Origin of the sequence: Lactonifactor sp. BIOML-A5, from assembly GCF_009677585.1 — a bacterium.
Taxonomy (GTDB): Bacteria; Bacillota; Clostridia; order Lachnospirales; family Lachnospiraceae; genus Lactonifactor.
In genome coordinates this window covers 108,162-132,406 of sequence record NZ_WKYV01000009.1, presented here as the reverse complement: position 1 = coordinate 132,406, position 24,245 = coordinate 108,162, and the positions used below count along the sequence as shown (strand labels likewise).

20 protein-coding genes are annotated in these 24,245 nt (G+C 40.5%); 18 read left to right on the top strand and 2 right to left on the bottom strand.

Going from position 1 to position 24,245, the window contains the following annotated elements; all coding sequences use genetic code 11:
* The first annotated feature begins 226 nt into the window (after positions 1 to 226).
* The 10 genes from GKG41_RS09905 (at position 227) to mcrC (ending at position 13,398) form a co-directional block, all read left to right on the top strand.
* A complete protein-coding gene (locus GKG41_RS09905) occupies positions 227 to 3,439 on the top strand; it encodes a hypothetical protein (protein WP_154258348.1) in 3,213 nt (1,070 codons plus the stop codon).
* A gap of 1,215 nt (positions 3,440 to 4,654) precedes the next feature.
* A complete protein-coding gene (locus GKG41_RS09895) occupies positions 4,655 to 5,416 on the top strand; it encodes a hypothetical protein (protein WP_154258346.1) in 762 nt (253 codons plus the stop codon).
* Positions 5,417 to 5,420: 4 nt separating this feature from the next.
* Complete coding sequence (locus tag GKG41_RS09890; protein WP_347563288.1) at positions 5,421 to 5,825, top strand: (deoxy)nucleoside triphosphate pyrophosphohydrolase; 405 nt, start codon at positions 5,421 to 5,423, stop codon at positions 5,823 to 5,825.
* 356 nt (positions 5,826 to 6,181) lie between these two features.
* Positions 6,182 to 6,826: a DUF3786 domain-containing protein gene (locus GKG41_RS09885; protein ID WP_154258345.1), complete on the top strand. Its 645-nt coding sequence runs from the start codon at positions 6,182 to 6,184 to the stop codon at positions 6,824 to 6,826.
* A gap of 199 nt (positions 6,827 to 7,025) precedes the next feature.
* The gene (locus tag GKG41_RS09880; protein ID WP_154258344.1) at positions 7,026 to 7,631 is read left to right on the top strand and encodes a class I SAM-dependent methyltransferase; all 606 of its coding nucleotides are present in this window, start codon (positions 7,026 to 7,028) and stop codon (positions 7,629 to 7,631) included.
* A gap of 124 nt (positions 7,632 to 7,755) precedes the next feature.
* A complete protein-coding gene (locus tag GKG41_RS09875) occupies positions 7,756 to 8,052 on the top strand; it encodes a DUF3795 domain-containing protein (RefSeq protein ID WP_154258343.1) in 297 nt (98 codons plus the stop codon).
* A 103-nt stretch (positions 8,053 to 8,155) separates the two neighbouring features.
* Entirely contained in the window at positions 8,156 to 8,587 is a 432-nt protein-coding gene (locus tag GKG41_RS09870) for a GNAT family N-acetyltransferase (protein ID WP_154258342.1), read from the top strand.
* A gap of 91 nt (positions 8,588 to 8,678) precedes the next feature.
* Positions 8,679 to 9,452 (top strand): NERD domain-containing protein, encoded by a 774-nt coding sequence (locus tag GKG41_RS09865; RefSeq protein ID WP_154258341.1) that lies wholly within the window; start codon positions 8,679 to 8,681, stop codon positions 9,450 to 9,452.
* Positions 9,453 to 9,493: 41 nt separating this feature from the next.
* Positions 9,494 to 12,331 (top strand): AAA family ATPase, encoded by a 2,838-nt coding sequence (locus GKG41_RS09860; protein WP_154258340.1) that lies wholly within the window; start codon positions 9,494 to 9,496, stop codon positions 12,329 to 12,331.
* The gene (gene mcrC / locus GKG41_RS09855; protein ID WP_154258339.1) at positions 12,328 to 13,398 is read left to right on the top strand and encodes a 5-methylcytosine-specific restriction endonuclease system specificity protein McrC; all 1,071 of its coding nucleotides are present in this window, start codon (positions 12,328 to 12,330) and stop codon (positions 13,396 to 13,398) included. Before GKG41_RS09860 ends, mcrC begins: the two co-directional genes overlap by 4 nt.
* 126 nt (positions 13,399 to 13,524) lie before the next feature.
* Here mcrC and GKG41_RS09850 read toward each other — a convergent pair whose 3' ends face one another.
* Positions 13,525 to 14,652 (bottom strand): zinc-dependent alcohol dehydrogenase, encoded by a 1,128-nt coding sequence (locus tag GKG41_RS09850; protein ID WP_154258338.1) that lies wholly within the window; start codon positions 14,650 to 14,652, stop codon positions 13,525 to 13,527.
* A 313-nt stretch (positions 14,653 to 14,965) separates the two neighbouring features.
* The gene (locus GKG41_RS09845; RefSeq protein WP_154258337.1) at positions 14,966 to 15,952 is read right to left on the bottom strand and encodes a lipoate--protein ligase; all 987 of its coding nucleotides are present in this window, start codon (positions 15,950 to 15,952) and stop codon (positions 14,966 to 14,968) included.
* Positions 15,953 to 16,401: 449 nt separating this feature from the next.
* Here GKG41_RS09845 and GKG41_RS09840 point away from each other — a divergent pair, with 449 nt between their 5' ends.
* From GKG41_RS09840 to lpdA, 8 genes are all read left to right on the top strand, one after another.
* Positions 16,402 to 17,388, top strand: coding sequence for a thiamine pyrophosphate-dependent dehydrogenase E1 component subunit alpha (locus tag GKG41_RS09840; RefSeq protein WP_154258336.1), 987 nt, complete (start codon positions 16,402 to 16,404; stop codon positions 17,386 to 17,388).
* Complete coding sequence (locus GKG41_RS09835; protein ID WP_154258335.1) at positions 17,388 to 18,368, top strand: alpha-ketoacid dehydrogenase subunit beta; 981 nt, start codon at positions 17,388 to 17,390, stop codon at positions 18,366 to 18,368. Before GKG41_RS09840 ends, GKG41_RS09835 begins: the two co-directional genes overlap by 1 nt.
* A gap of 105 nt (positions 18,369 to 18,473) precedes the next feature.
* A complete protein-coding gene (locus tag GKG41_RS09830; protein WP_154258334.1) occupies positions 18,474 to 18,740 on the top strand; it encodes a biotin/lipoyl-containing protein in 267 nt (88 codons plus the stop codon).
* Positions 18,741 to 18,834: 94 nt separating this feature from the next.
* A complete protein-coding gene (locus GKG41_RS09825; protein ID WP_154258333.1) occupies positions 18,835 to 20,352 on the top strand; it encodes an FGGY-family carbohydrate kinase in 1,518 nt (505 codons plus the stop codon).
* A 17-nt stretch (positions 20,353 to 20,369) separates the two neighbouring features.
* Positions 20,370 to 21,035, top strand: a complete 666-nt coding sequence (locus tag GKG41_RS09820; RefSeq protein WP_154258332.1) for a hypothetical protein — start codon at positions 20,370 to 20,372, stop codon at positions 21,033 to 21,035.
* A 60-nt stretch (positions 21,036 to 21,095) separates the two neighbouring features.
* Positions 21,096 to 21,422 carry a cupin domain-containing protein gene (locus GKG41_RS09815; protein WP_154258331.1) on the top strand — a complete coding sequence of 109 codons (327 nt, stop codon included), beginning with the start codon at positions 21,096 to 21,098 and terminating at the stop codon, positions 21,420 to 21,422.
* A 66-nt stretch (positions 21,423 to 21,488) separates the two neighbouring features.
* Entirely contained in the window at positions 21,489 to 22,832 is a 1,344-nt protein-coding gene (locus GKG41_RS09810; RefSeq protein ID WP_243141009.1) for a hypothetical protein, read from the top strand.
* Between the two features lie 15 nt (positions 22,833 to 22,847).
* Positions 22,848 to 24,212, top strand: coding sequence for a dihydrolipoyl dehydrogenase (gene lpdA, locus GKG41_RS09805; protein ID WP_154258329.1), 1,365 nt, complete (start codon positions 22,848 to 22,850; stop codon positions 24,210 to 24,212).
* Positions 24,213 to 24,245: the final 33 nt, after the last annotated feature.

The window sequence follows — 24,245 nt, the reverse complement described above, 5'->3', positions numbered from 1 at the left end:
TCAAAATGGACGATTAAAAGTTTAATAGGGATAGTATGCGCTTTTTTGGCTATCCGATGGTTTTTGTTTCATAGTAAAGTATGATATTTTCGAAGATATTTGCTTTGAACACTATTTTGATAAAGCGTTTGATTTGTGTAAAGGAAAGTATAAGAATTTTTACGATGAAATAGAAAATCTCGGGCGTTGTGTGTATAGACGATATCAGATTTGGATTTCGAATAAAATGTTTATACAAGTAAATAGAGATAAATTTTTATATAGTCTTACCTTCTCCGATGAAATTCCTCAAAGTTGGAAAAGGCAAACAGAAATTGGAATTGTTAAATCAAGGTTTTGCGATAATTATTTTGAAGAGCAAGGGCTTGAAATTTTAGAACAAGGTATACTACAGGAATTTGTGAATAGTATTAATTTATTTGCATTTGAAGGCAAGTTAATACATATTGGGCAAGGGTTGCCACAAATCACATTAACTCCTATTGGTAATGGAAGGCCATGCATTATTCGACTTTTGAAAAATGAAGAAATTTACAAACGGGATATCATCGGGAGAGATGATATTATTAAGCTGTGTTTAGATTATGCGAAGCAAGAGAATAGAGTATCTATAGTTGCTTCTGATGCGTGTACTATGATGGAATATTATGTGGAATATTCAATGCAGGAATCTGGAAAAGAAAGCTATTATAAAATCATAGATGAAATATCATCTTGTTTGGAAGCGCTTTATCGAATGGCAGATAATTCAGAAGATTGGTTAAAAAGTTTTTTTGATTTATTAATTTGTAATTATACAAATGGAGACACAAAAAACAGGCGAAAATCAGAAGATATTATGGAATGGACATTGAAGAATGCTTATCCTGCCTTGGTAATCAGATTGGCAAGTGAATTGTGTTCGATAGCTGACACATTATGGTTATGTGTAAGTGTGGATACTGAGGAATTGAATTTTTATAATATTGGTAGATTGTCTAAGGGGCCTGAATATGGATTAGGTAAAGAGGCTGAACATTATGATTTTTCATATAGAACAGTGTACGATAATGTGTTTTTGTGGAATTTGTTTCGATTGAATTTTGAAGTGGGATTTCATTGGACAATTGGATTTATAAATAAAGTAATATCTAAATATGCAGCCAATGCTCCTGAAAATGTAATACAAATCAAAGTAAGAATTAATGAGAGTAATACGCTAAAGGAATACTGGGGAAATGGAAATATGTGGCTTGCAGGGATTAGAGACCACAATGTCCCTACGATAATAGGAGATGTTATTTTTTGTCTTAAAGAAGCTATAATAAATAGTTTGGAGACTTGGAAAAAGGAGCAGGAATTCTTGATTGGGTTTTCGAATTATGTAAAAGAAACTATCTATGCAAAATCAAATAATATAGCATTGCTTACAATTATTGAGAGTATAGGAATCCATTTTGAAAAAGAATTACCAGGCTATGCTTTGGACTTAGCGACAAGTATAGAACTTGTTCATTGGGATATATCAAGATATGCGTTGTTCCATAAAAATCCGACAGAAGAATTGCTTGAAAGGCAAATTTTTAAGACCATGGGAATACCTGAACTTAAAGATAGATATGAATTGGATAAAAAATGTAATTTAAGTATACAAGAATATGTATCTCATGCACAAATATTTTTTGATTCGATTATACAGGATAAGAGCTATGGGATTTTAGACTATTTATATTCGATCATAAAAAATGATGAAGAGAATGCACGGGATTATTTACAGATTCAGAAAATGGATATGCGTGGTGCAAAAGCAACTAAGATAGCCGAAAACGTAATTATGTTAGAACCCAAAGTATCTGGGGAAGCGGAAAAAATTGTTTTAAAACAAGAAAAAATCAATGAACCTGAGCAGAAATTAAATGTAGCGATTAAAAAGTGCAATGATAATATGGTATCTGGACAGATTGATTTGCTATCAATTCTTGATGCAATTTACGTTGTTTTAGAGTTGATGAAAAATACAGATGTGGCATTCCAATATGAAAATCTTTTGATACTTCTTATTGCTGGTGCAATCAATCATCCAGAGTTGGAGAAAGAAAAAAGGGAGAAATTTTGCACAATATGGATTGACGGAATAGAGAAGTTGTTTTCTAATGGAAGCTTTTTAGGGGATACTGCACTTGTGCCGGTTTTATTGAATCAATTGGAAAATGACATTGCTATCGAGATAAAAAATAAGATAAAGAAAATAATGTTGGACTGTGTGATGCATAGGAAGCACCATGGAGTTATTGCTGAAATAACTAAATATATGAAGAAATATTTGGCTAATCATGATATTTTGGCGCAAGCGGTATTTAATACAATTATTAAGTTAGCTGAAGATCAGATGGAGCATCAAAAATACAATGCTAATTATATGATAGCGAGCAAGAAAAAAACTGACTTTATATTTAGCCCTAATATGCAACCGAAATTGTCAGTTGTAGACTGTTATATCAAAGATGATGATGGAAACACTTATGTTGGTCACGAGGATGAGATAATTATTAAGTATCTGTTTCAGGAAGAATCTTTTAAGGTAAACACTTTTGATATGAGTAAATATGATATATCAACGTTATGCTATGTTGCAAATTGCGGCCTAAATTTTATTAACGAATCTTTTAGAATGGTTATTCATAATATCTTATTATGTGTGATTGATATTTGGAAATATAGTGAAAAAAATCACAATACTCATGTTATTTTTGATGCTTACCAAGAATATGAAATTGTTGAACTGTTTCAGAGAGAAATGGTACAAGCTCAAAGTGACGCAAAAATGGCAATAGATATACTATTTGAAGGAATCGATTTTTCGAAATTTACATCAGATACTATTGAGTTCTATCAAGATATTTTTGGGAATTTCTTGTGTGAATTTTTTGATTCATATGTTGACTTGAAAAGAAGAAATTTGTGTAAAAAGAAAATATCATATATTGAGAATAAAGTAAATGCTATTGATGAAGAATATGTACGAATACAGTTATACAAATCTCTTATGTTTTCTGTAACTAGATATTGCGTGGGAGACTGGAGCAAAATTAAAACAAATTATTCGTATGCGGATAAGCAATTTTTGAATAAGCAATTTACAAAGTATGGAAAATATCATATCAAAGAACTGTTGAGAACGACTTATCAAATGCATATAGATGAATTATTGCCGGAAATATTAATTTCAATTAAAAATAGTTTTCAAAATGCGAAAGCTGAGAGAAATAAATTTAAAAAGTCAGTGAAAGAACAAGAAGTTGTAATACAATTGATTATTCTTAAGTCCTTTATTACACATAGTGATAAAATTAAACAGGATCAAGAACTTATTGAAGCATATGAAGATATACTCGAAATATTGATTGATTTAAATTATGAGTATGCAGCAGTTATTTTGGATGAGTTTAGGATTCATTAATGTGTAGAGAATACTATTCATTTAAATTAAAAGATGTATGTCCGCTAAATAATATTTAAGGATGGTAGAGTCAAGGTTTGATTTTGTGGGAATCTGGTAATACCGTGGAAAGCATTGTCCTGTTGCAAAAGAGTGTTAAATGATGACTAGGTGAGATCGGATAGTTGTCGTGTGGTGAGGCGTGAAGGCTTTTAGCTTTTGCGCCTTTTCCTTATGGATGAGATGGGGTTGGGTATTTTCAGGGGTGTTCTGGGATTGTGGAAGAAATGGGTTAAGGAAGTAGAAGCGGCGATAACCTTATCAGGAGCAATGGGGCAAGAAGAAAGCAGAAACTTGAGTGAGAATATACAGTGGTGCATTAAAAGAATATTTGAGGAAGGTTATTAAATCAGCACAGTAGTGGAACTAGATAGCAAAAGTTTTATCAAGGTAACTGTACGGTTGCTTTTTACCTATTGAATAGATTGAGAGCGATATCTCCAGAAGTATTAGCAAAATTTCGAGAACTCAGTGATAAACTAATTGAATGGAAGAATTTGCTTAACAAGATGCCGGAGCCTCTAAAGCTGGGATTAACTGAAACTGAATTTGAGGAAAAATATACATCTAAGATTGAATGAAGCAAAAAATTCGGCAAAAACGGTTGGGTTATTTCTGAACATTAAAACCTGCAGATATTAAGAATTCGAAAGAGTTATTTTATGAAGGGTAAGCAAAAATAGCGGATTTTATGTTTGGAGAAAAGTGATAAAGATACGAATACCAGAAGATTGTTTGAGGATGAGACACTTATTCTGAGATTGTAAATTGTCATAACTGGATGAAAATACGGATTAACTTTGAGGTGGATGTCAGGAGGATCCTATTGCTATGTTTGAGTTTATGAAAATATTAACGTTACATGTGAGTTATGAATGTTTAAGAGGAGGGATACTTCCAGCCTACTTGGGCTCAACGATACGTGGGATCATAGGGAATTGCATTCATGAATTCTATTGTCATCACAGAAATGTAAAGTGCTTTTTGTGTGATGAATACCATACCCCAAAGGCTACTCCTATTATGGACGGTTCACGTAAATGTAGTAAACTGCTCATAGAAAAAATGGGAAGTTACGGAAATGACCACAGTGGAAATTCGATATCTTACACCTAACGATGACAGAATGGCAACAGAAGCACTAGAAATTTATAAGGCATAAGGTGGATTATTATTGTGAGGATTACAGATTTATTAAATGTAAAAGTAAAACATAAGGTTTATGGTATAGGTATAATAACTGAGGCTTCAGACAACCATCTGACAATCAAATTTGTAGCTAAGGAATCAAAGTTTATATACCCAGATGCCTTTGAACAGTTTATAGAGGCCGAAGATGCATCGGTGCAAGCTGAAATTATGGAAGAAGTCAATAACAAAAAACTGGCTACAAAAGTGCAGCAACAAGCAACAGAGGAAGCACGTAAGACGGAAGAAGAACGCCGCATAACTGATGTTCCTGTGAAAAGAAATAGAAAAAGAATTGAGGATGGATTTGGCCCTGATTATAATGTAAGGCATTTAGCAAGACAGCCTATTCTCACCTATCAACAAGTAGAAGAACAATTTGGAATTAAGATTGCTGGCTTTGGTCGGGGAATTAATAGAACATCGTCGACTGTAGTTCTTATTTCCTCGGTAGATAGAAAGAAGGCTGGTTTTGTATATCATGACCATTGGACTTCTGATGGGGATTATATGTATTCTGGCGAAGGAAAAACTGGCGACCAGAAGATGACTATTGGTAACAGAGCAATTGTAGATGCAGAGCGTGACGGAAAAATAATACATTTGTTTGTTAAGTTCTCACCACAGGAATATTATTATCAAGGCGTATTTTCTTTGGTGAATTATACATACGAAGATGACAAAGATGAATCCGGAAATGTTCGCAAAGAGTATAAGTTCAGATTAAGAAAACAGCATTTAGAGGAATAATGTGGTGAAAACAACAAAAGTAGTAGCGGCAGTTATTTGTGATTCTTTCGAAAGTACAACTAAGATTTTTGCCACTGCCAGAGGATATGGTGAATTCAAGGGACAATGGGTATTTCCCGGAGGAAAAATTGAAGACGGTGAAACACCACAGCAGGCTCTGATAAGAGAAATGCAAGAGGAACTTGATGTAAAAGTCGAAGTCGGTGCATTGATTGATACGGTTGAGTACGATTATCCTACTTTCCATTTAAGAATGGATTGCTTCTGGTGTGTTGTGGTAGATGGAAAAATTATTCTCAAAGAAGCGGAAGAAGGAAGATGGCTTAACAAAGATGAATTATATAGTGTAGATTGGCTGCCGGCTGATATAGCGTTGATTAAAAAAATGCAGAATAGCCTATTTAGATGAGACAGTAGATTTGTCCCCATGAAAGCCCTTTTCCAGCGACTCTCCTTTTCTATCTTCCCGCTTCAGCAGCCCTGTTATGGATAGAGTAGAACCAAATGTTTGCAGTTACAGAAATATACTATTTTTACCTCCAGCATAAACTTATAGTATAATATTGTTATACATTTGCTAGTCGTTATCGGTTTAAATGGAATCCGGCACCTCCACAGCCGGCTTCCCATAGGAGATCGCAGAAGAGAGATACCGCGTCTCATCAACAGTTTACAAATAAAAAAGAGAATGATACTATTTTGATAGTACTTCAAATGCAGATGAGGATGCCAGGAAAGATCAGGAGAAAAGGATAAAGGAAGTATATGAAAATCAAACAGGGAATTTCCAATTATGAAAAAATGAAAAACAATATGGCAGATGTATTCCTGCAATACGATCAGGAAGAGATGATCCGGAAGTTTGGACTGGTGCAGGACAAAAACTATCTGTATATTTGTTGTCTGAACCGGCAATATCGTATCAGCCGTCGGAACGGGCAGGTAAGCTGGTCGGAGGATGCTTTTCAAACGGAAGGAGAGGCTGACTACAACGAAGCCATGACCTTATATGATGTGCTCTGCTGCTCCAAAGAGAACTGCCATCTCGCCTGTGAGTGGGTGAATGTGGGAAGTCTTTCTGCAGTACAGGGCGGCACATTGGCAAAAGGAAGCGATTTTTTTCAGGAGGCCGGGAAGTATTTCGACGGGAAAAAGGATGCCTTGGCCCGTGCATGTGAAAGGCTTAAGGGAAGAAAGGTGGAAAAGGGGGATGTTGCCTATGAGCTCGATTTGTTTCCTTTTCTTCCGGTAGTTTTAAGGTTTTGGGAATCCGATGAAGAATTTCCCGCAAGTCTGCAAATCCTTGTGGATAGAAATATTCTTGATTATATGCATTATGAGACCCTTATGTTTGCCATTTCACATATGTTGAACCGATTAAGAGATGGGGTAAATAAGGTTTCGCCCTAAGGGATACAGAGATAACACCGAATAGTTTAAAAAGAGGGATTTGCCGGACAAAAAATACCATCCGGCAAATCCCTTTATTTTGTTTGGCAAAACAAGTGCCAGACATTTTTTTCATACCCGGACAACTGCTTTTATGGACGCTTCATCTCAAATGTAGTAAACTGAATTCAGCAGGAAATAGAATTTTGGAGGAATCGATTTGGGAAAAAAGACGGAACAGTCTCAAAAAGTATACAATGCCATGGCGTGGGAATATGACTCTGCGCCAGAGGGCAGTTACACAAGACCCCACAAAGAAGAGATAATTAAAAACGCTGTGCTCAGGGAAGGCGACACTGTTCTGGACGTTGCCTGCGGCAATGGGCATTTGCTTGGGGAACTCTCAAAAAAGGAGAGGATACACGCTTTTGGGGTGGATATTTCTGAAAATATGATAGCTGCTGCCAGGGCAAAATACCCGGGCTGCACATTTGCAGTGGGGCCTTGTGCTCCTCTCAGTTATGAAAATGAGAGCGTGGACGTCATTACAGTGTCCTGCGCATTTCATCATTTTGAGACTCCCCAGGCTTTTGCCAGGGAATGTATGCGGGTATTGAAGAAAAACGGGAGAGTCTTTATTGCCGAGCCATTTTTCCTTCCGGCAGTAAGGTGGATTGCCAATGTGGTGGTATTTCCATTTTCCAAAACCGGTGACGTAAAGGTGTATAGCCAAAAAGAACTGCATCTGTTTTTTGAGCAGGCTGGTTTTTCTGACATTGAAACCTACATAACAGGTACGGTATTATTTTTTTCCGCAAGAAAATAAATCTGTAGTGGTAAAAGCTAAAATGTTCGCTGCTATGCCAGTGTGCAGAAAGCCTGCCGGTTAATAAGGACACAGGCAGGCGGCATTGCGTGTCAGCATAATATATGATAGGGAGAAAGTGTATATGGAAAAAAAGATGAGCTGCTGCGGTACCATATGTTCCGATTGTGAGTATTACCCAACGGAGTGCCGGGGATGCCGGGAGATCAAGGGCAAGGTATTCTGGCTGGAATATACAGGGGAAAACTGCTGTGATATTTATGAGTGCTGTATCAATCAAAAGAAATACGAGCATTGCGGGAAATGTGAGGAATTGCCGTGCCAACGCTATGAACGTGATGACCCAACAAAAACGAAGGAAGAGAATGAAGCCGATCACATTATGCAGATAGAGAATTTTAAAAAATACAAGGAAGAATAGAGGAAAGATGGAGGCTGTTAAAGGGGCAGGTGACGCCTCTGTTTACCGATTATAAAAAATTATCGAAGGTATAGAGAACGTTATATGGAGAGAAGGAGCAAAATTGATAAGATATGTAACCAAGAGTGATGAAAGACAAATAGTGTCCATGATGGAACTGGTAAAAGATGATTTTGCCGGTTATAAAGAAAAAGAATTTTTACAGGCAGTACACAATGCTGTCAGGAAAGAGGAAGCTATTATGGAAGAGGAAGACGGGAGAATAGCAGGGCTGCTTATGTGCTCAAAAGAAACAAAAGAACTGTCCTTCCTTGCTGTGCATCCAGAGTATCGTAAAAAGGGTGTGGCTAAAAGATTGATTGTGAAAATGGTTGAATGGTTTACTTCCGGAGATATCATTTCTGTAGTTACCTTCCGGGAGGGGGACCCGAAAGGAATATCTGCCAGAGCATGTTATCATGCCTGCGGATTTGTGGATGATGAAAACTTGATAGTATTTGATTATCCCTGTCAGAGACTAGTCCTGCGGTTATAAAAGGAAAAAGAAAGATATGAGATGGAACTATAAACATACACAAGAGTACTTAGATATTTTTTAGACTGTACCATAGATGCGGGGGGATAGTATGTCAAAGGGACTTTTAGACGTATTGTTAGACAGTATATTTGATGCAAACTGGGTGGGACGGCGTGGAGAGAAATTGACAGAGAGGGAGCTTAACTTAGTGAAACTGCTTGGCCGAAAGGGTCAGGTACTTCGCAACATTTATGTGCCGAAGGATAATGGCGAGACATCGGAGATCGATGTAGTCTTTATTACCCAAAAGGGAATCTTCGTCATAGAGAGTAAAAATTATTCAGGCTGGATTTTTGGGGATGAGAAAGATACTTATTGGACAGCCATGCTGCCGAATCGGGAAAAAAACCGATTTTATAATCCTATTAAGCAGAATCGAACGCATATCAAGTGGCTTGGACAATACCTTGGGGAGGATATTCCACTATTTTCAATAGTTGTATTTTCAGAACGGTGCGAACTGAAAAAGGTAACGGTAGAGAGTTCTGATATCCGTGTTATCAAAAGGGATCGGCTATACGCAGCGGTGAGAGATATTTGGGATCATGCAAATGACGCAGCAGACGAGACTAAGGTGAAAGCTTTGTATGATATGCTGGAAGTATTGACCCATGCGGATCAGGCGGTTAAGGCGGCTCATATAGAGCGCATTCACAAAAAGTATAACAAGACAGAGCAGCAGGACACTTCTCTCATCTGCCCCCGCTGCGGAAGTGCCCTTGCATTTCGCCAGGCAAAAAAGGGCGCGAATGCCGGTCGTGGATTCTATGGCTGCTCCAAGTATCCGAAATGCAGGTACATACGGAACATCGAAGAGACATAAGGACGTGGTATCACGAAAACAAAGGATAAAGAGGAGAAATTATGTTTAACAAAATTCTGTTGAAAAAGGCGCTTGCCGGGTACAAAAAGGATTTTGTGCAGAAGCAGTGGCCGGAGGAAAAATATAAATGGGAAGCGGTTAAGTGCTTTCAGATGAATTGGGATGTCAACGCGGATGATTTTGCACAGATGATCAGGAAGGCTCTGTCGCAAACAGGAAATCTTCTTGCCTCTGCGAATAACTTCCCGGCTCGGATGATTACGAAGTTTGCTGAACTCGCTCCTGAAGAAGTTCGCTCCATGTTTATTGAGCTCTTTGACGAGAGCAGGGATACATACGAGCGTGTTGCGAACTTTAAGCAGAAGTCTGGTTTTCTGTTAGAGAGATACGGGAATGGTGCAGCACAGCACTATCAGCATGAGAACGCGATCTGCACCTACATGTGGCTGCGATATCCCGATAAGTACTACATTTATAAGCTGGGTGAGATTAGAGTAATAGCAGATGAACTGGAAAGTGATTATCATTTTAAAAGGGGAGCGTTTGCTGAAAATATCCGTAATTTCATTGCTTTCTATGATGAAATCTGTAAGGAATTGAAGCAGGACAATGAGCTAAAGGATCTCCTCAATTCCCAATTGAGCGGGACCTGTTATTCGGACCCGGAGCTTCACACTCTTACCATCGATGTTGGGTTTTACATCAGCAGATATGTTGGAAAACAGGATTCTCAGCCGGATGCCGATGAATGGTGGCCGCTGGATTATACACCGGCGCTTTCTGCTGATGAATGGGAAGCACTTCTTGAAGATGACGAGGTTTTTACATCCAGCAGTCTGGAGATAATGAAGAGAATGCTTGCCTATGGCGGAAAGGCCACGTGTACGCAGTTATCCATCAAATATGGAGAGAGCAGGAACTTTTACAATGCAGGCTCATCTGCGTTGGCTAAGCGGGTAGTGCAAAAAACAGGATGCCCGGTTATGCAGAGGGAGGATGAAAGTTCACGCTGGTGGCCGGTGCTTTATGTTGGCAAAAATGCCAAAAAGGACGAGGATGGTTCTTATGTGTGGAGGCTTCGTGAAGAATTGGCAGAGGCATTAAAAAGAATTGATTTATCCCAGGTGGATTTGTATGCGAACCTTTCACCTGCAATCTGGAAAATCAGTCATGGCATGGATTGCATTACCGATGACGAAGCAGCAGCTTTTCTAAAAAAACACGTGGTTGTGGTACATAAGGACACAGCGGCTAAGGCGAGGTGCAAAACTGCCCAGGGGGAAAGCTTTATGGCCAACATGAAAAAGGGTGACTATTTTTACCTATGCCGTGGGAACAGCATCCGCCTGCTGGGAAGAATTGATTCTGATGAAGCAGAGCTGAACCAGGAGAAACAGAATGGATGGTATCAGCGCTCTTATACGGCTATCGCGGAATCTTGTGACACCAAACCTTATACGGGAAAGCAAAAATGGTGGACACCTAATGATAACTCCACCTGTATAGAGGTGGGGGATGCAGATAAGCAGTTGTTTGAAGCAGTGATTTTGAAGCCGTATTTCGATATAACAGTGGGCCAGCTGCTTAAGAATGATACTTCAGGCAGGCATTACTGGTTTTTAAATGCCAATCCCAAAATCTGGAGTATCTCAGGCATGCCTGTCGGCGGGATACAGGATTATACGCTCTACAATGATAACGGGAATAAGCGCAGGATCTTTCAGAACTTTTTGGATGCAAAGGCCGGTGATATGGTGATTGGGTATGAGTCTACGCCGGTGAAGCAGATTGTAGCAATTGCCAGAGTTACTGCAGAGCAGGATGGAGAGAAGATATACTTCGAAAAAATAGAAGGCTTATCATCACCGATTGATTACGCAGCCCTTAAAGCCTGCCAGGAGCTGGAACGTATGGAGTATTTTTCTATGCAGCAGGGCAGCCTGTTTAAGCTGACAAAGGGCGAATATGAATTTATCCTGGATTTGATCCGTGAGGAGAATCCGGCGCCGGTTCCGGCAGATACCTTACCTAAATATTCCAGGGAAGAATTTCTTGATCAAGTATATATGACAGGGGATAAGTACGAGCGTTTGGCTTCTGTCCTTCGAAGGAAAAAGGATATTATTCTGCAGGGGGCTCCGGGTGTGGGCAAGACATATGCAGCGAAGCGCCTGGCTTATGCAATGATGGGTGAGAAGGACGATGACCGCATTGCATTCGTGCAGTTCCATCAGAATTACTCATACGAAGATTTTATGATGGGGTACAAACCTGTTGACGATGGCTTCGAATTGAAATATGGAGTTTTTTATGGCTTCTGTAAAAAAGCTGCAAATCATCCGGATAAAGATTATTACTTTATAATAGATGAGATCAATCGCGGCAATATGAGTAAGATATTCGGTGAACTGCTTATGCTGATTGAGTGCGGTTATCGTGGAACAAGCGCCACTTTAGCTTATAACGGACTGAGTTTTTCAGTGCCCAAACGTCTCCATATCATTGGCTTGATGAATACGGCGGATAGAAGCCTGGCAATGATCGATTACGCGCTGCGCCGCCGGTTTAGCTTTTTCGATATGGAGCCGGGATTCACGTCTGAGGGTTTCATTAAGTATCAGAAAAGCCTTGCCAACGATACTTTTGACGCACTCATCGAAAAAATCAAACAGCTAAATGAGGAAATTAGTGCAGATACCTCACTGGGGAAAGGATTCTGCATAGGGCACAGCTATTTCTGCAATATTTCGGAATGTACGGATGAATGGCTGAAGGACATTGTTGATTTTGATATTCTGCCAATGCTGAGCGAATATTGGTTTGACGATAAGCCCACATATCAGCGCTGGGAAAATATTCTGCAGGGAGTATTTCAATGAAGAAGGATAAGGGCATAGTAATAAAAAATATATACTATATGCTGTCCTATGCATTTAAAATACTGAACCAGTCCGTTTATGAAGAGGTGGCGGCGGAGGAGTTTGATGACATGTATAATCTCTTTTCGGCAATATTGTCAAAGGGGATTGGACTGCAGCTTAAGCAGGGACTGTATCGGGAATATAGGAACTGCCAGGCTGAACTGCCTGCCATGCGCGGAAAAATTAATATGCCGGGCACGATCCGAAACAGGCTGGGGCATGAAAGGGTGCTGACCTGTGATTTTGATGAGCTGTCAGAGAACAATACACTCAACCAGATTATAAAAACAACGGTAATGCTTTTACTTCGAAACTGCAAGGTGAAGTCAAATTACAAAGATGACCTGAAGAAAAAAATGCTGTTCTTTTCCGGAGTGGATATCCTTGAGCCGTCAGCCATACAGTGGACATCAATACGATTTCAGAGAAATAATCAGACATACAGAGTGCTGATAGGTATCTGCCAGATGATCCTGGAAGGAATGCTAATCAGCACCGAGAAGGGTAAGTATAAACTTGCGTCTTTTATAGACGAACAGAGAATGTGCCGCTTGTATGAAAAATTTATATTAGCGTATTATTCTCAGCATTTTCCGTCATTATCAGCAGACGCGTCTCAAATTTCGTGGGCACTGGACGATGATATCAGGACGATGCTGCCCAAAATGAGGACTGATATACATCTTCAAAAGGGCAATACCGTGCTCATCATCGATGCAAAGTACTATGCCCGTACTACGCAGGAACAGTATGACAAGCATACGTTGCATTCAAACAACCTGTATCAGATTTTTACCTATGTAAAAAACCGGCATTATGCATTTGGGGATGAGCCCAATGAGGTATCAGGTATGCTGCTGTATGCAAAAACAGAGGAAGAGATTCAGCCAAATAATGTCTATCGGATGCATGGAAATAAGGTCAGTGTAAAAACGCTGGATTTGAACTTGCCGTTTACAGATATTACAGCGCAGTTGGATGCAATCGTCAGGGAACATTTTGGTGATACACTGATTCGCAGATAGAAGGATGTACTTCCATTATGTAAATATGAAGGCAGGGGTTTTGCCGGGGGAAACTAAGCCGAAGGACAAAACCCCAAACAGTTAACAAAAGGTATGCGCTAAAGCAAAAGGATCACATAAGGGATACTATGGCTTTAAAATTACTTTAATACAGCCATCCTCTTTTTTATCAAAAATACTATACGCGTGGCTTCCTTCTTCTAAGGAAAGCTTATGGGTGATGATATCTGTGGCATCAAATTCACCTTTTTGAATCTTCTGCAGTATCAAATCCACATATCTGGTGGCAGGGCACTGTCCCATTTTTAAGGAAATATTCTTGGAGAAAAAGTTTCCAAGAGGGAAATTATTATATTTATTGCCATAGACGCCTACCAGGGCTACGGTTCCCGTTTTTCTGATACATTGGGAAGCTGTTTCTATGGCTGACTTTGATCCGCCCTGCAGCTTAAGCGCCGTTTCGATTTTTTCCACAACAGAGGTTTTGCCATCCAGACCAACACAGTCAATAACAGAGTGAGCACCTCCGTGAGTGATTTCTTTTATATACTCGCCTACTTGTTCATACTCTTCAAAATTTATTGCTTCCACACCATAGCTTCTTGCATGGTTCAGGCGATATCCCACACGATCCACTGCAATAATCCTGCCGGCTCCTTTTTGAATACACCATTTGATCGTCATCAGTCCTATGGGGCCGCAGCCTAATACAACTACGGTATCTCCGGCTTTTACATTTGCTATTTCAGTCCCCCAATAAGAAGTGGGCAGGACGTCTGTTACAAATAAAACCTGCTCATCTGTCAATTCCTCCGGAACTTTTTTTGGCCCTACATTGGCATAAGGTACTCTGATATATTCTGCTTGACCACCGGCGTAATTTCCATGATATTTACTATAACCAAATAATCCCCCCGATTCAGCGTAATCGTTTGAATTATCGCACTGACTGTACTCTCCTTTATTACAGAATTCACAATGTCCGCATGCCACCGGAAAGGGGATTACCACCCGGTCGCGGTTTTTCAGATGTTTCACTTCCTTCCCGGCTTCTTCAACAATACCCATAGTCTCATGACCCAGCACATACCCGTCATACATTCCTTTTACTAAGCCGTGCACTAAATGTAAATCCGATCCGCAGATTGCTGTAGAAGTAACTTTTACGATGACATCATCCTCTTTTTCTATTTTGGGATCTTCTACGGATCTGCATTCCACTTTCTGCAGCCCATCATATACGATAGCTTTCATTGCAATACCTCCTGTTTTGATTTAAAAATATTATTTGTAGATGAAGCAAATCTATACCGGGCGATTTATATATAGGAATCTTTTTTTATATGCTACCTCAAAAGGCCAGGTATACATAAAAACAGACGGCGGCAAGCGGAAGCTTGATTCTGCTAGACGGTTTCAGAGCACCGAGTACATATGAAACTATAGAACTTTCAGGGGAGATACTGCATTTATAATTAGGCGGTATCTCCCCTTATTCCATTTTAAAATGCTGTTATCTTTTTATCATAATAGTTCTTCAAAGGCGACATAGTGACTGGAGTGCAGATTATCTCCAAACTCCGGAAAACCACATAATAGTTTCTTTCAATTGTTTTGCAAGTTCTTCATCAGCTTTATGAAATTCAGGAATTTGAATATTTTGTATATCATATCGTTGATTTAATAGTAATCCTTCTAACATATTGGGAAATTGTACTTCCAGAGTATCAGAATATACTTTGCACTCACTAATAATAAGATTATGGAGTTTCAGATTAACTTCTACTTCGCCCCATGTAAATCTATGGGAATAAACAGTCTCGCATTCTGGTGATCTACCATATCTCCAGTCCCAGGAAGAGTACATCTTATAATATTCTTGTATCTTATCATTATTTAACATATCCAAAGATAATTCTGTACATCTGCCATATTGTTCTTCAAATGCAGCTCTAAGTGCAGCGCGCATTCCATCTACAGTTAAGCCGGTATTCAATTCCTGCAGATTGCATACTCGGGAACTTACAGAGGCAATTCCTTTGGCCTTTAATTTTTCCTGAGTAGGAGTCAGATAACGCTGCAGCTTGTTTACATCTACATTTATCATAAGTGTGCCGTGTTGGACCTTTCCCCTTGAAGTCATTGAGAAGGCGCTGCCGGAGAATTTTCTGTTGTCATCTGTAAGCAAATCATTTCTTCCGGAAAAATGGGAGCAGATACCATATTTTTGGCATGCTTTCATTACTATTTTTAATTGCTCTTCGACGTCGTATCTTTCTTCTGAAGCCACAAATGTAAAACAAAGGTTTCCTAAATCCTGATATACAGCACCTCCCCCTGTAGATCTGCGTGCCAGGTAACCACCTTCTGCTTCCAGAAGCTGTACACGGCATTCCCGTAGCGCATTCTGGTTTTGTCCAATAACAACGGTATTTTGGTTTTGCCATAAATAAAGAATAACTTCTTCTTTCTGTACATAATCTGCCAAATATTTTTCTACTGCAAGATTATACCAAGGGTTGTACGCATTAGATTCAATAAAATAATTTTCCATAATATTTAGTCACCTTTCTTTTAATATTGTATGTACATAGTGCATTGGTTTCATGCAAAATGTGTATTTTCCACCCCAGAAATGTAGGCCGGAGTTGACCGTGTCATAAATCGTTATGTTCATTCAATTTAATCCTTTCTTAAGCTTTAATTTCCCGGTGTTTTTTAGTTCATATTTTTAAGGATTTCAGACCTTTTAAGTATAACACTTATTTTTTGAAATCAATCTTATGCATTTTATACAAGAATACCACTATATAAAGTGCAAAGTGATGAAACGATAATTTTAATTATAATAAGTATTGCAATAATAGATAATATAATATATAATGCAATTATAATTATAACACGTGCAGTAATTATTGCAATATGAATTCATAACACCATTTGGAGTTAATGAATGTTTCTTAAGCTATATAGCTTAAAAAATATTTTAAAAGGAGGAAAAAAATGAACTTATCAAACAAAAAACTTCTGGAAATGTATGAAACCATGCAGAAGATCCGCCAGTTTGAATTTCAGACTGCGAAGAGCTTTGCCGAAGGGGACGTACTTGGTTTTGTGCATCTGTACATCGGTGAGGAGGCAATTGCAACCGGTACATGTGCAAACCTTGTAGACGGCGATTATATTACCAGTACGCACAGAGGGCATGGACATATCATTGCTAAAGGCGCAGATATGAAAAAGATGATGGCTGAACTGTGGGGGAAAGAGACAGGCTATTGCAAAGGCAAAGGGGGCTCGATGCATATTGCGGATACAGAGCTCGGAATCCTTGGAGCAAATGGCATTGTAGGAGGAGGTTTTACATTGGCAGCAGGTGCCGCATTTTCCTCCATGATGCTTAAAAACAACAAAGTATGTATTTGCTTCCACGGAGATGGCTCAACAGCAGAGGGTTCCTACCATGAGGCAATGAATATTGCAAGTCTTTGGAATCTGCCAATTGTATTTGTAAATGAGAACAACTTATATGCAATTTCTTGTCGTATTACAAATGGAATGAAGACAGAAAATACTGCAGACCGTGCTGCAGCGTATTCCATGCCAAGTGAAATTGTAGACGGAAATGATATCCTTGCAGTTCACCAGGCAATGAAAAATGCAATTGACCGCGCAAGAAATGGCTATGGACCAAGTTATGTTGAGTGTAAGACATACCGTTGGAGAGGTCATTTTGAAGGAGAACCGGAAAATTATCGTAACCCGGAAGAAATCAAACTCTGGAAACAGCCGGATCATGATCCGATCCCCAGATTCGAAGAATACTTAAAAGAAAACCGCGTTGCAAGTCAGGAAGAACTTACTGCTATTCAGGAAAAAGTAAGAGGGATGATAAAGGAAGCTGTGAAGTTTGCGGCAGAAAGTCCATTCCCGACTAAAGAAAAGGCTCTTACAGATGTATATACAGATATTGTAGAGGAGGCGAGATAATGAGAAATATATATTTTTCAGAAGCGATATCTGATGCGATTCGTTTTGAGATGGAGAAGGATCCTACCGTTTTCTGCATTGGCGAAGATGTTGGGCTGGTAGACGGATCTATGGGAGCTACAAGGGGGCTGTATAGACAGTTTGGTAAGGAGCGGGTTCGTGATACACCGGTAGCAGAACAGATGATAGTAGGACTTTCAGCTGGCGCAGCCCTTACCGGAATGCGTCCGGTGGCAGAACTTATGTACAATGATTTTATGGGCTGCTGTATGGATCAGATTATGAATCAGACGGCGAAATTCCGTTATATGTATGGGGGAAGTATGAATGTTCCCATGACATTAAGACTTACCAGCGGCGGAGGAATGCAGAGCGCAGCGCAGCATTCACAGTCGCTAGAGGCAATGCTGGTGCATCTTCCTGGTCTGAAGGTGGTATATCCATCCACACCTCAGGATGCATACGGTCTGCTTTTGACGTCAATAGAAGATGATAATCCCGTTATGTTTTTTGAGCATCAGATGCTTTATCAGACAAAGGGAGAAGTGGTAGATAAAGATGAATATGCTCCGATTCCCCTGGGAAGCGCAGATATAAAGCGGGCAGGAAGCGATGTAACCGTAGTTGCCACTGGTTTGTGTGTGTTGAAAGCTCTGGAAGCGGCAAAAGAATTGGAAAAAGACAATATCAGTATTGAGGTGATTGATCCAAGGACTTTATATCCCTTCGATAAAGAATTGGTTTATAAATCTATCTCTAAGACCAGAAAACTTGTAGTCGTTACAGAAGAAGTCAAACGGGGAGCATGGTCTGGGGAACTGGCAGCGAATGTTGCAGAGGACATGTTTGAAACATTGGATAAAGGAATTATCCGTGTCGGCGCACTGAATACACCGGTTCCATTTACGGTGACACTTGAGGAGTATTACTTCCCACAGAAGAATGACATAATAGATGCAGTAAAGAAAATAATGGGGTAAATTGGGCTTCGTGTACAGTTGCAGCAGCAGGGGCTGCTGTATAAGGAATTGTGATCAGCTGCCCCTGTACGAAACAGAATAAATTATATTACTGGAGGTAATGAAATGGTTAAGATTTTTAAACTGCCCAAAATGGGTTCTACAATGAAGGAAGGAACGGTAGGAAAATATTTGGTTGCAGTAGGCGATAAAGTATCTGAAGGAGATTTCTTATATGAAGTAGAGACAGATAAGATTACCAATCAGGTCGAATCTGACATGAAGGGCTACGTTAGAAAACTTCTGGTAGAAGAGGGAACTCTTGTTGCGTGTCAGACACCGGTCCTAATTTTATCAGAGGATGAAAATGAGGATATTGCTACATATTTATAAATAAAATGGCCGGTGAAGGACGGATGCGCTTAGGCCATATCCGCCGGTTCGCAGGTTATGATGAACTGTAATTCAGAGGGGAGAAATGACAAACATGAAGTTATTGATTGGTCTGGATTTAGGAACAACTGCTCTTAAGGTTGCGCTGTTCGACAGCGGGGGAACGCTGTTGGCTGTATCTGCCAAGGAGTATAGTTTGATGACTCCAAAAGTGAATTTTGTGGAAGGGGATCCTGAAATCTATTGGAATGCTTTCAAAGACGGCCTTGCTGACTTGAAAGCCCAGTATCCAATCCAGGAGCAGGATAGTCTGGCACTAGCAATTTCAGCTCAGGGTGAGACATTGCTTTGTATTGACAAAGAGGGGAAAAGCTTAAGAAATGCGATTGTCTGGATGGATAACCGTGCAGTAAAAGAGGCAAGGGAAATGGAGGCTCAATTCGGAAATGAAACGTGCTATCAGGTGACTGGTCAAGTGAGCTTCGAACCTTGCTGGCCGGCGGCAAAAATCCTTTGGCTTAGAAGGAGTGAACCTGAGGTATTTGCAAAGACATATAAGTTTTTGCTGATAGAGGATTATTTCATTTATAGAATAACAGGCCTGTTTGCAACAGAGGGGTCTTTAGTTTGTTCGTCTGCATACTGGAATATTACCACGAAAAAGTACTGGCCGGAGATGTTGAAGTTTGTGGGAATTGAGGAAGAACAGCTTGCACCTGTGTATGAATCCGGTGAGGTAGTAGGAAAGGTACGTCCTGAAATCAGTAAAGAACTGGGGCTTGGGACTGATATCACCGTTTGTACAGGCGCCTTGGATCAGGCGGCAGGGGCAATTGGAGTCGGAAATGTCCATGCAGGGATGTTTTCAGAAAATATTGGTTCTGCCTTAGCTATTTGCGTTCCGGTTGCAGGTCCTATTTTTGATCCAAACGGTAAGATGCCGCTGCACTATTTTGCAATTCCTGATATGTACATGCTGCATACGTTTACTACAGGGGGGATGGCTCTTCGCTGGTTCAGAGATAAGTTCTGCAAAGAAGAGATGGCAATAGAATCAATTTCAGATGTAAGTGCTTATGATTTGATGGGGAAAGAGGCGGCCAGTGTCCCTGCAGGAGCAGAAGGGCTTTTAATGCTCCCTCATCTGTCTGGTTCTCTTGCTCCTGACGTGAATGCCAAAGCTAAGGGCGTATGGTTTGGATTCACTATGAGGCATACGAAGGCACATTTTGTAAGAGCAATTTTTGAGTCGGTGGGATATACTCTTCAACGCAATATCGATACATTGGAAGCGATGGGAATTGAAGTAAATGAGGTACGCTCTCTTGGGGGAGGCTCTAAGAGTGAAGTGTGGAGTCAGATTAAATCAGATATTACAGGGAAGAGACTGCTCACAACAAAATCAAAAGAAGCTGCATGTCTGGGAGCGGCTATTCTGGCAGGCAAGGCAGTTGGGATTTTTGACAGTATAGATGGGGCTGTAGATAGAATGATTGGAATAAAAGCAGAGTTCGAGCCTGTTCCAGGAAACAGAGAAGTGTACGAAAATGGATATAAGACGTATTGTAAGCTGTTTAAAGATCTGACAGGCTGTTTTGAACAAACAATATGATAAATTAGGAGAAGAAAATGAAAGAAAAATTAATTGTTATGCTGACACATCACGATGTAACAGTAAAGAATGCGAAGGAGACATTTGAGGCGTGCAAAGACCTTCCTGTACAAAACTGGGGATTTAAGGACGTGGGATTAGAACCAGAGGATATGAAGGAATTATGTCAGCTGATGAAGTTTTCCGGCAAAACTACATTTCTTGAAGTGGTTACATACTCTGAACTTGAATGTATGCGTGGTGCTCAGCTTGCCGTAGAGTGCGGATTTGACTATCTTGCAGGAACCATTTTTTATGACAGCGTTTTGGATTATATCAAGCAGCATGATGTAAAGTATTGTCCATTTGTCGGGCGGGTATCCGGAAGCCCCAGTGTATTAAAAGGTACAGTTGAGTTTTGTGTGAATCAGGCAGAGGTATACGCAAAGAAAGGTGTATATGGCATTGATCTTCTGGGATATCGTTATGCGGAGGGCGATCCGGAAGTGTTCTCCCAGGAAATTGCCGTCAGGTGCCAGCTGCCGGTTATTATGGCGGGGAGCATTGATTCTCAGGAGAGAATTGAAGTGGTTCGTAAGATGAATCCCTGGACTTTCACAATGGGAAGTGCACTGTTTGATAAGAAGTTTGTGAAAGATGGCACATTTCGTGAAAATCTGGAAAAGGTTGTATCACTACTGTAGGCAGATGTATATTTTTGCAGAGTAAAACAAAAAAGTGTTGTTGACAAATGGAGGTTTATTATGAAAATTGTTAAAAAAGCTGATGCCAAGGTCAGTCTGGACGGTCCGGAAGTTGTAAGGGATTATTGTAGGACGGACAAAATCTGGTTTGGCACTTCAGAACTTCTTCCGGGACAGACGGGAGGGGTTGATCCGGGACATCCAATTTCTCATGAAACCTTTTTCGCCTGCAGAGGACATGTGGTTGTTCGTAATGGCCAGTCCGGAAAGTGTTATGAACTTCAAGAGGGCGATTTACTTCTTATTGAAGAGGGAGAGCCCCATGAAATCACTAACATCGGTTCAGAACCGGCACTGATTTCTTGGTGCGGCGGTCCGGTTGACTAGAAAGCGTAGAGGCGCCTGTAAGAGAAGGAATAGGGACCAGGCGTAATGAGGAGGTAAAGATTGAAAATGAATGAACAATTAAGAATGGGTCTTGTAGGTTTGTGCAGTCCGATTGAAAGCGGCGGGCAGAGATACAAGGAGTTATTGGAAAGTGCATCTGCTGCAATGAGAGATGCCGGTATAGATGTGGTTGTGGCAGAACGATGTGTTTGGGGACCGGCAGATGCTTTAAAGGTATGCTGTCAATTCAAAGAGGCGGGGATTAAGTCGGTAGCCATTATGGATATTACCTGGGTAATGGACTCTCTAAAATACATTTTTATCCAGGAGTTAAAGCTTCCGTCGGTATTTTGGGCGGTACCTTATCCGGAAACTTTTTCCATAGGCTGTGTTCAGAATTTTGGTTCCGTATTAAAGAATTTTGGTGTCCATTTCGAGTATGTATACGGTCTTGCGCATGATAAAGAGCTTATCAATAAGGTAAAAAATGTTGCCCGTGCCGGTGAAATTATTGAAAAAGTTAGATCAATGCGTCTGGCACTGGTTGGATCACGTCAGACCTGGAGAGTTGCAGGCCCCCAGGATATGAGCATCGAAGAATGGGAGTTTTCAAAAACGGTGGGACCGACCATTCTCCATTTTGAAATGGAGGAAATCATTGATGCAGCGCAGGAAATCTGTGATGAAGAGGCAAAAATGACACTGGAAAAGCTGAGTGATCGTACTGGTGTTGTAAAATGCAGTGAAGATAACATGGTCTGGATGGCAAAGATGTATATGGCAACAAAGGCTATGATTCAAAATGCAGGACTGGCGGCTATAGCGGCAGAGTGTTATCCGAATTATGGCGGGATGATGAACCAGGCAGCATCGTGGCTTGCAGATGAGGGCATTATTGTTGACACGGAGGGTGATATTGCACATGCTGTAGTACAGTATATTTTAAATCTTGCATCAGAAGGCGGTGCGTGTGCCCTGGGCGAGATTGGTGCCTTTAATGATACAGAGGATTATTTGACTGTCTGCCATGAAGGCAGTTCTGCCGCTTCGCTGGCTGACAGCATGGATAAAGTAGTGTCTAACCCGGCAGGGAACAAGGCGTCCTTCATCGGCTTCCCGTTAAAGGCTATGAATAAAGTTACCTTCTGTGATATGCAGGGAAGCGCGGGAAGCTATCAGATGATGATCGCTACTGGTTCTACACTTCCGGTAAGCTGTCAGGAATGGGTTGAAGCGGGGGAAAAACTAGTTGTAAAACTGAGAACTGACGGTGTGAAGGCAAGTCAGGTAGTGGATCAGATGATTGAGAATGGTCTGCATCATCATGTAATTATCAAAGAAGGTGATTATACAGAACTTTTGAAGATGGTATGTGGCTATATGGGGATACAGAAAGTTATTCTTAAATAATAAATGGAGAACGGCATGATAAAAACAGATGTAATAGTATTAGGGGGCGGCCCGGGCGGCTACCTGGCGGCAGAACGTGCAGCTCATGGCGGAAAAGAAGTTGTTCTGATTGAGAAGAGAGCACTTGGAGGGACCTGTCTGAACGAGGGATGTATCCCGTCAAAAGCATTATTGAATTCAGCAAAGCTTTATGAACATGCAAAGGATAGTGCAAACTTCGGTGTGACTGCGGAGAATGTGAGGATTGCCCATAAGCAGGTGATTCAGCACAAGGATCGAGTAGTACATATGCTAGTTGCCGGCGTAGGCGCGAAGATGAAGGCCAATGGTGTAAACGTAGTAACGGGCAGTGGATATGTAGAGGGTAAGACAGAAGAAGGCTTCGTTGTACAGGTTGAGGATGAGACATATTTAGGAGAGAAGCTTATTTTTGCATGCGGCTCTGTCCCTGCGATTCCAGGAATTCCGGGATTAAAAGAAGGAATCGAAAACGGATTTGTTATGACTAGCAAAGAAGCACTCAGCAGAACAAATCTTCCCGAAAAACTCATAGTGATAGGCGGCGGGGTAATTGGGCTTGAAATGGCGTCCTATTTTGCCATGACGGGCGTAAATGTAACTATTATCGAAATGTTGGACAAGATTGCAGGACCGGCGGAAAGAGAAATTGCCTCAATTCTTTTGAGAAATTACAAGCGCAGAGGTGTGAAATTCAGACTTGGCTGCAAAGTGACTGAGGTTACGGAACAGGGTGTGCGGTATGAGGATAAAGGGGGAGAACGTCTGGAACAGGCTGACGCAGTTCTTTGTGCCATTGGACGAAGGGCCTGTACAGAGAATATAGGGCTGGAGAATTTGGGGATTTCTGTTAATCGCGGTGCGATTGAGACAGATGAACATATGCAGACCAATATACCTGGCGTTTATGCAGTGGGGGACATCAATGGGAAAGTTATGTTAGCACATACCGCATACAGAGAAGCTGAAGTCGCCGTAAATGATATTTTGGGCATTGAAGATTCCATGGAATATGAGCAGATTCCGTACGTTATTTATACTAATCCGGAAGTCGCGGGTGTGGGAGAGACCGAAGAAAGTGCAGCTGCGAAAGGCATGAATGTAAGAGTTGCAAATGTTTCCATGAACTACTCAGGAAGATATCTGGCTGAGGTGGAGAGAGGAGACGGCACCTGCAAGCTGATAATAAATACGGATGATAACACGATTGTCGGCGTCCATATGATTGGAAGCTATACATCGGAGATCATTTATGGTGCAGAGATGATGATTGGTTCTAAAAGAACAATTACGGATCTGCAGAAGCTTATATTTCCGCATCCGACTGTGTGCGAGGTGGTCAGAGAGGCATTGTTTATGTAGTGTAAAATTTATATTTTCAGAGGAGGAGGAAGG

Bases quoted from the DNA above. Each gene is read 5' to 3' on its own strand.
- mcrC (WP_154258339.1), top strand. From the start codon at position 12,328: ATGAAGAAGGATAAGGGCATAGTAATAAAAAATATATACTATATGCTG.
- GKG41_RS09885 (WP_154258345.1), top strand. From the start codon at position 6,182: ATGAAAATCAAACAGGGAATTTCCAATTATGAAAAAATGAAAAACAAT.
- GKG41_RS09810 (WP_243141009.1), top strand. From the start codon at position 21,489: ATGAATGAACAATTAAGAATGGGTCTTGTAGGTTTGTGCAGTCCGATT.
- GKG41_RS09825 (WP_154258333.1), top strand. From the start codon at position 18,835: ATGAAGTTATTGATTGGTCTGGATTTAGGAACAACTGCTCTTAAGGTT.
- lpdA (WP_154258329.1), top strand. From the start codon at position 22,848: ATGATAAAAACAGATGTAATAGTATTAGGGGGCGGCCCGGGCGGCTAC.
- GKG41_RS09905 (WP_154258348.1), top strand. From the start codon at position 227: ATGTTTATACAAGTAAATAGAGATAAATTTTTATATAGTCTTACCTTC.
- GKG41_RS09820 (WP_154258332.1), top strand. From the start codon at position 20,370: ATGAAAGAAAAATTAATTGTTATGCTGACACATCACGATGTAACAGTA.
- GKG41_RS09835 (WP_154258335.1), top strand. From the start codon at position 17,388: ATGAGAAATATATATTTTTCAGAAGCGATATCTGATGCGATTCGTTTT.
- GKG41_RS09860 (WP_154258340.1), top strand. From the start codon at position 9,494: ATGTTTAACAAAATTCTGTTGAAAAAGGCGCTTGCCGGGTACAAAAAG.
- GKG41_RS09875 (WP_154258343.1), top strand. From the start codon at position 7,756: ATGGAAAAAAAGATGAGCTGCTGCGGTACCATATGTTCCGATTGTGAG.
- GKG41_RS09850 (WP_154258338.1), bottom strand. From the start codon at position 14,652: ATGAAAGCTATCGTATATGATGGGCTGCAGAAAGTGGAATGCAGATCC.
- GKG41_RS09840 (WP_154258336.1), top strand. From the start codon at position 16,402: ATGAACTTATCAAACAAAAAACTTCTGGAAATGTATGAAACCATGCAG.
- GKG41_RS09815 (WP_154258331.1), top strand. From the start codon at position 21,096: ATGAAAATTGTTAAAAAAGCTGATGCCAAGGTCAGTCTGGACGGTCCG.
- GKG41_RS09865 (WP_154258341.1), top strand. From the start codon at position 8,679: ATGTCAAAGGGACTTTTAGACGTATTGTTAGACAGTATATTTGATGCA.
- GKG41_RS09845 (WP_154258337.1), bottom strand. From the start codon at position 15,952: ATGGAAAATTATTTTATTGAATCTAATGCGTACAACCCTTGGTATAAT.
- GKG41_RS09830 (WP_154258334.1), top strand. From the start codon at position 18,474: ATGGTTAAGATTTTTAAACTGCCCAAAATGGGTTCTACAATGAAGGAA.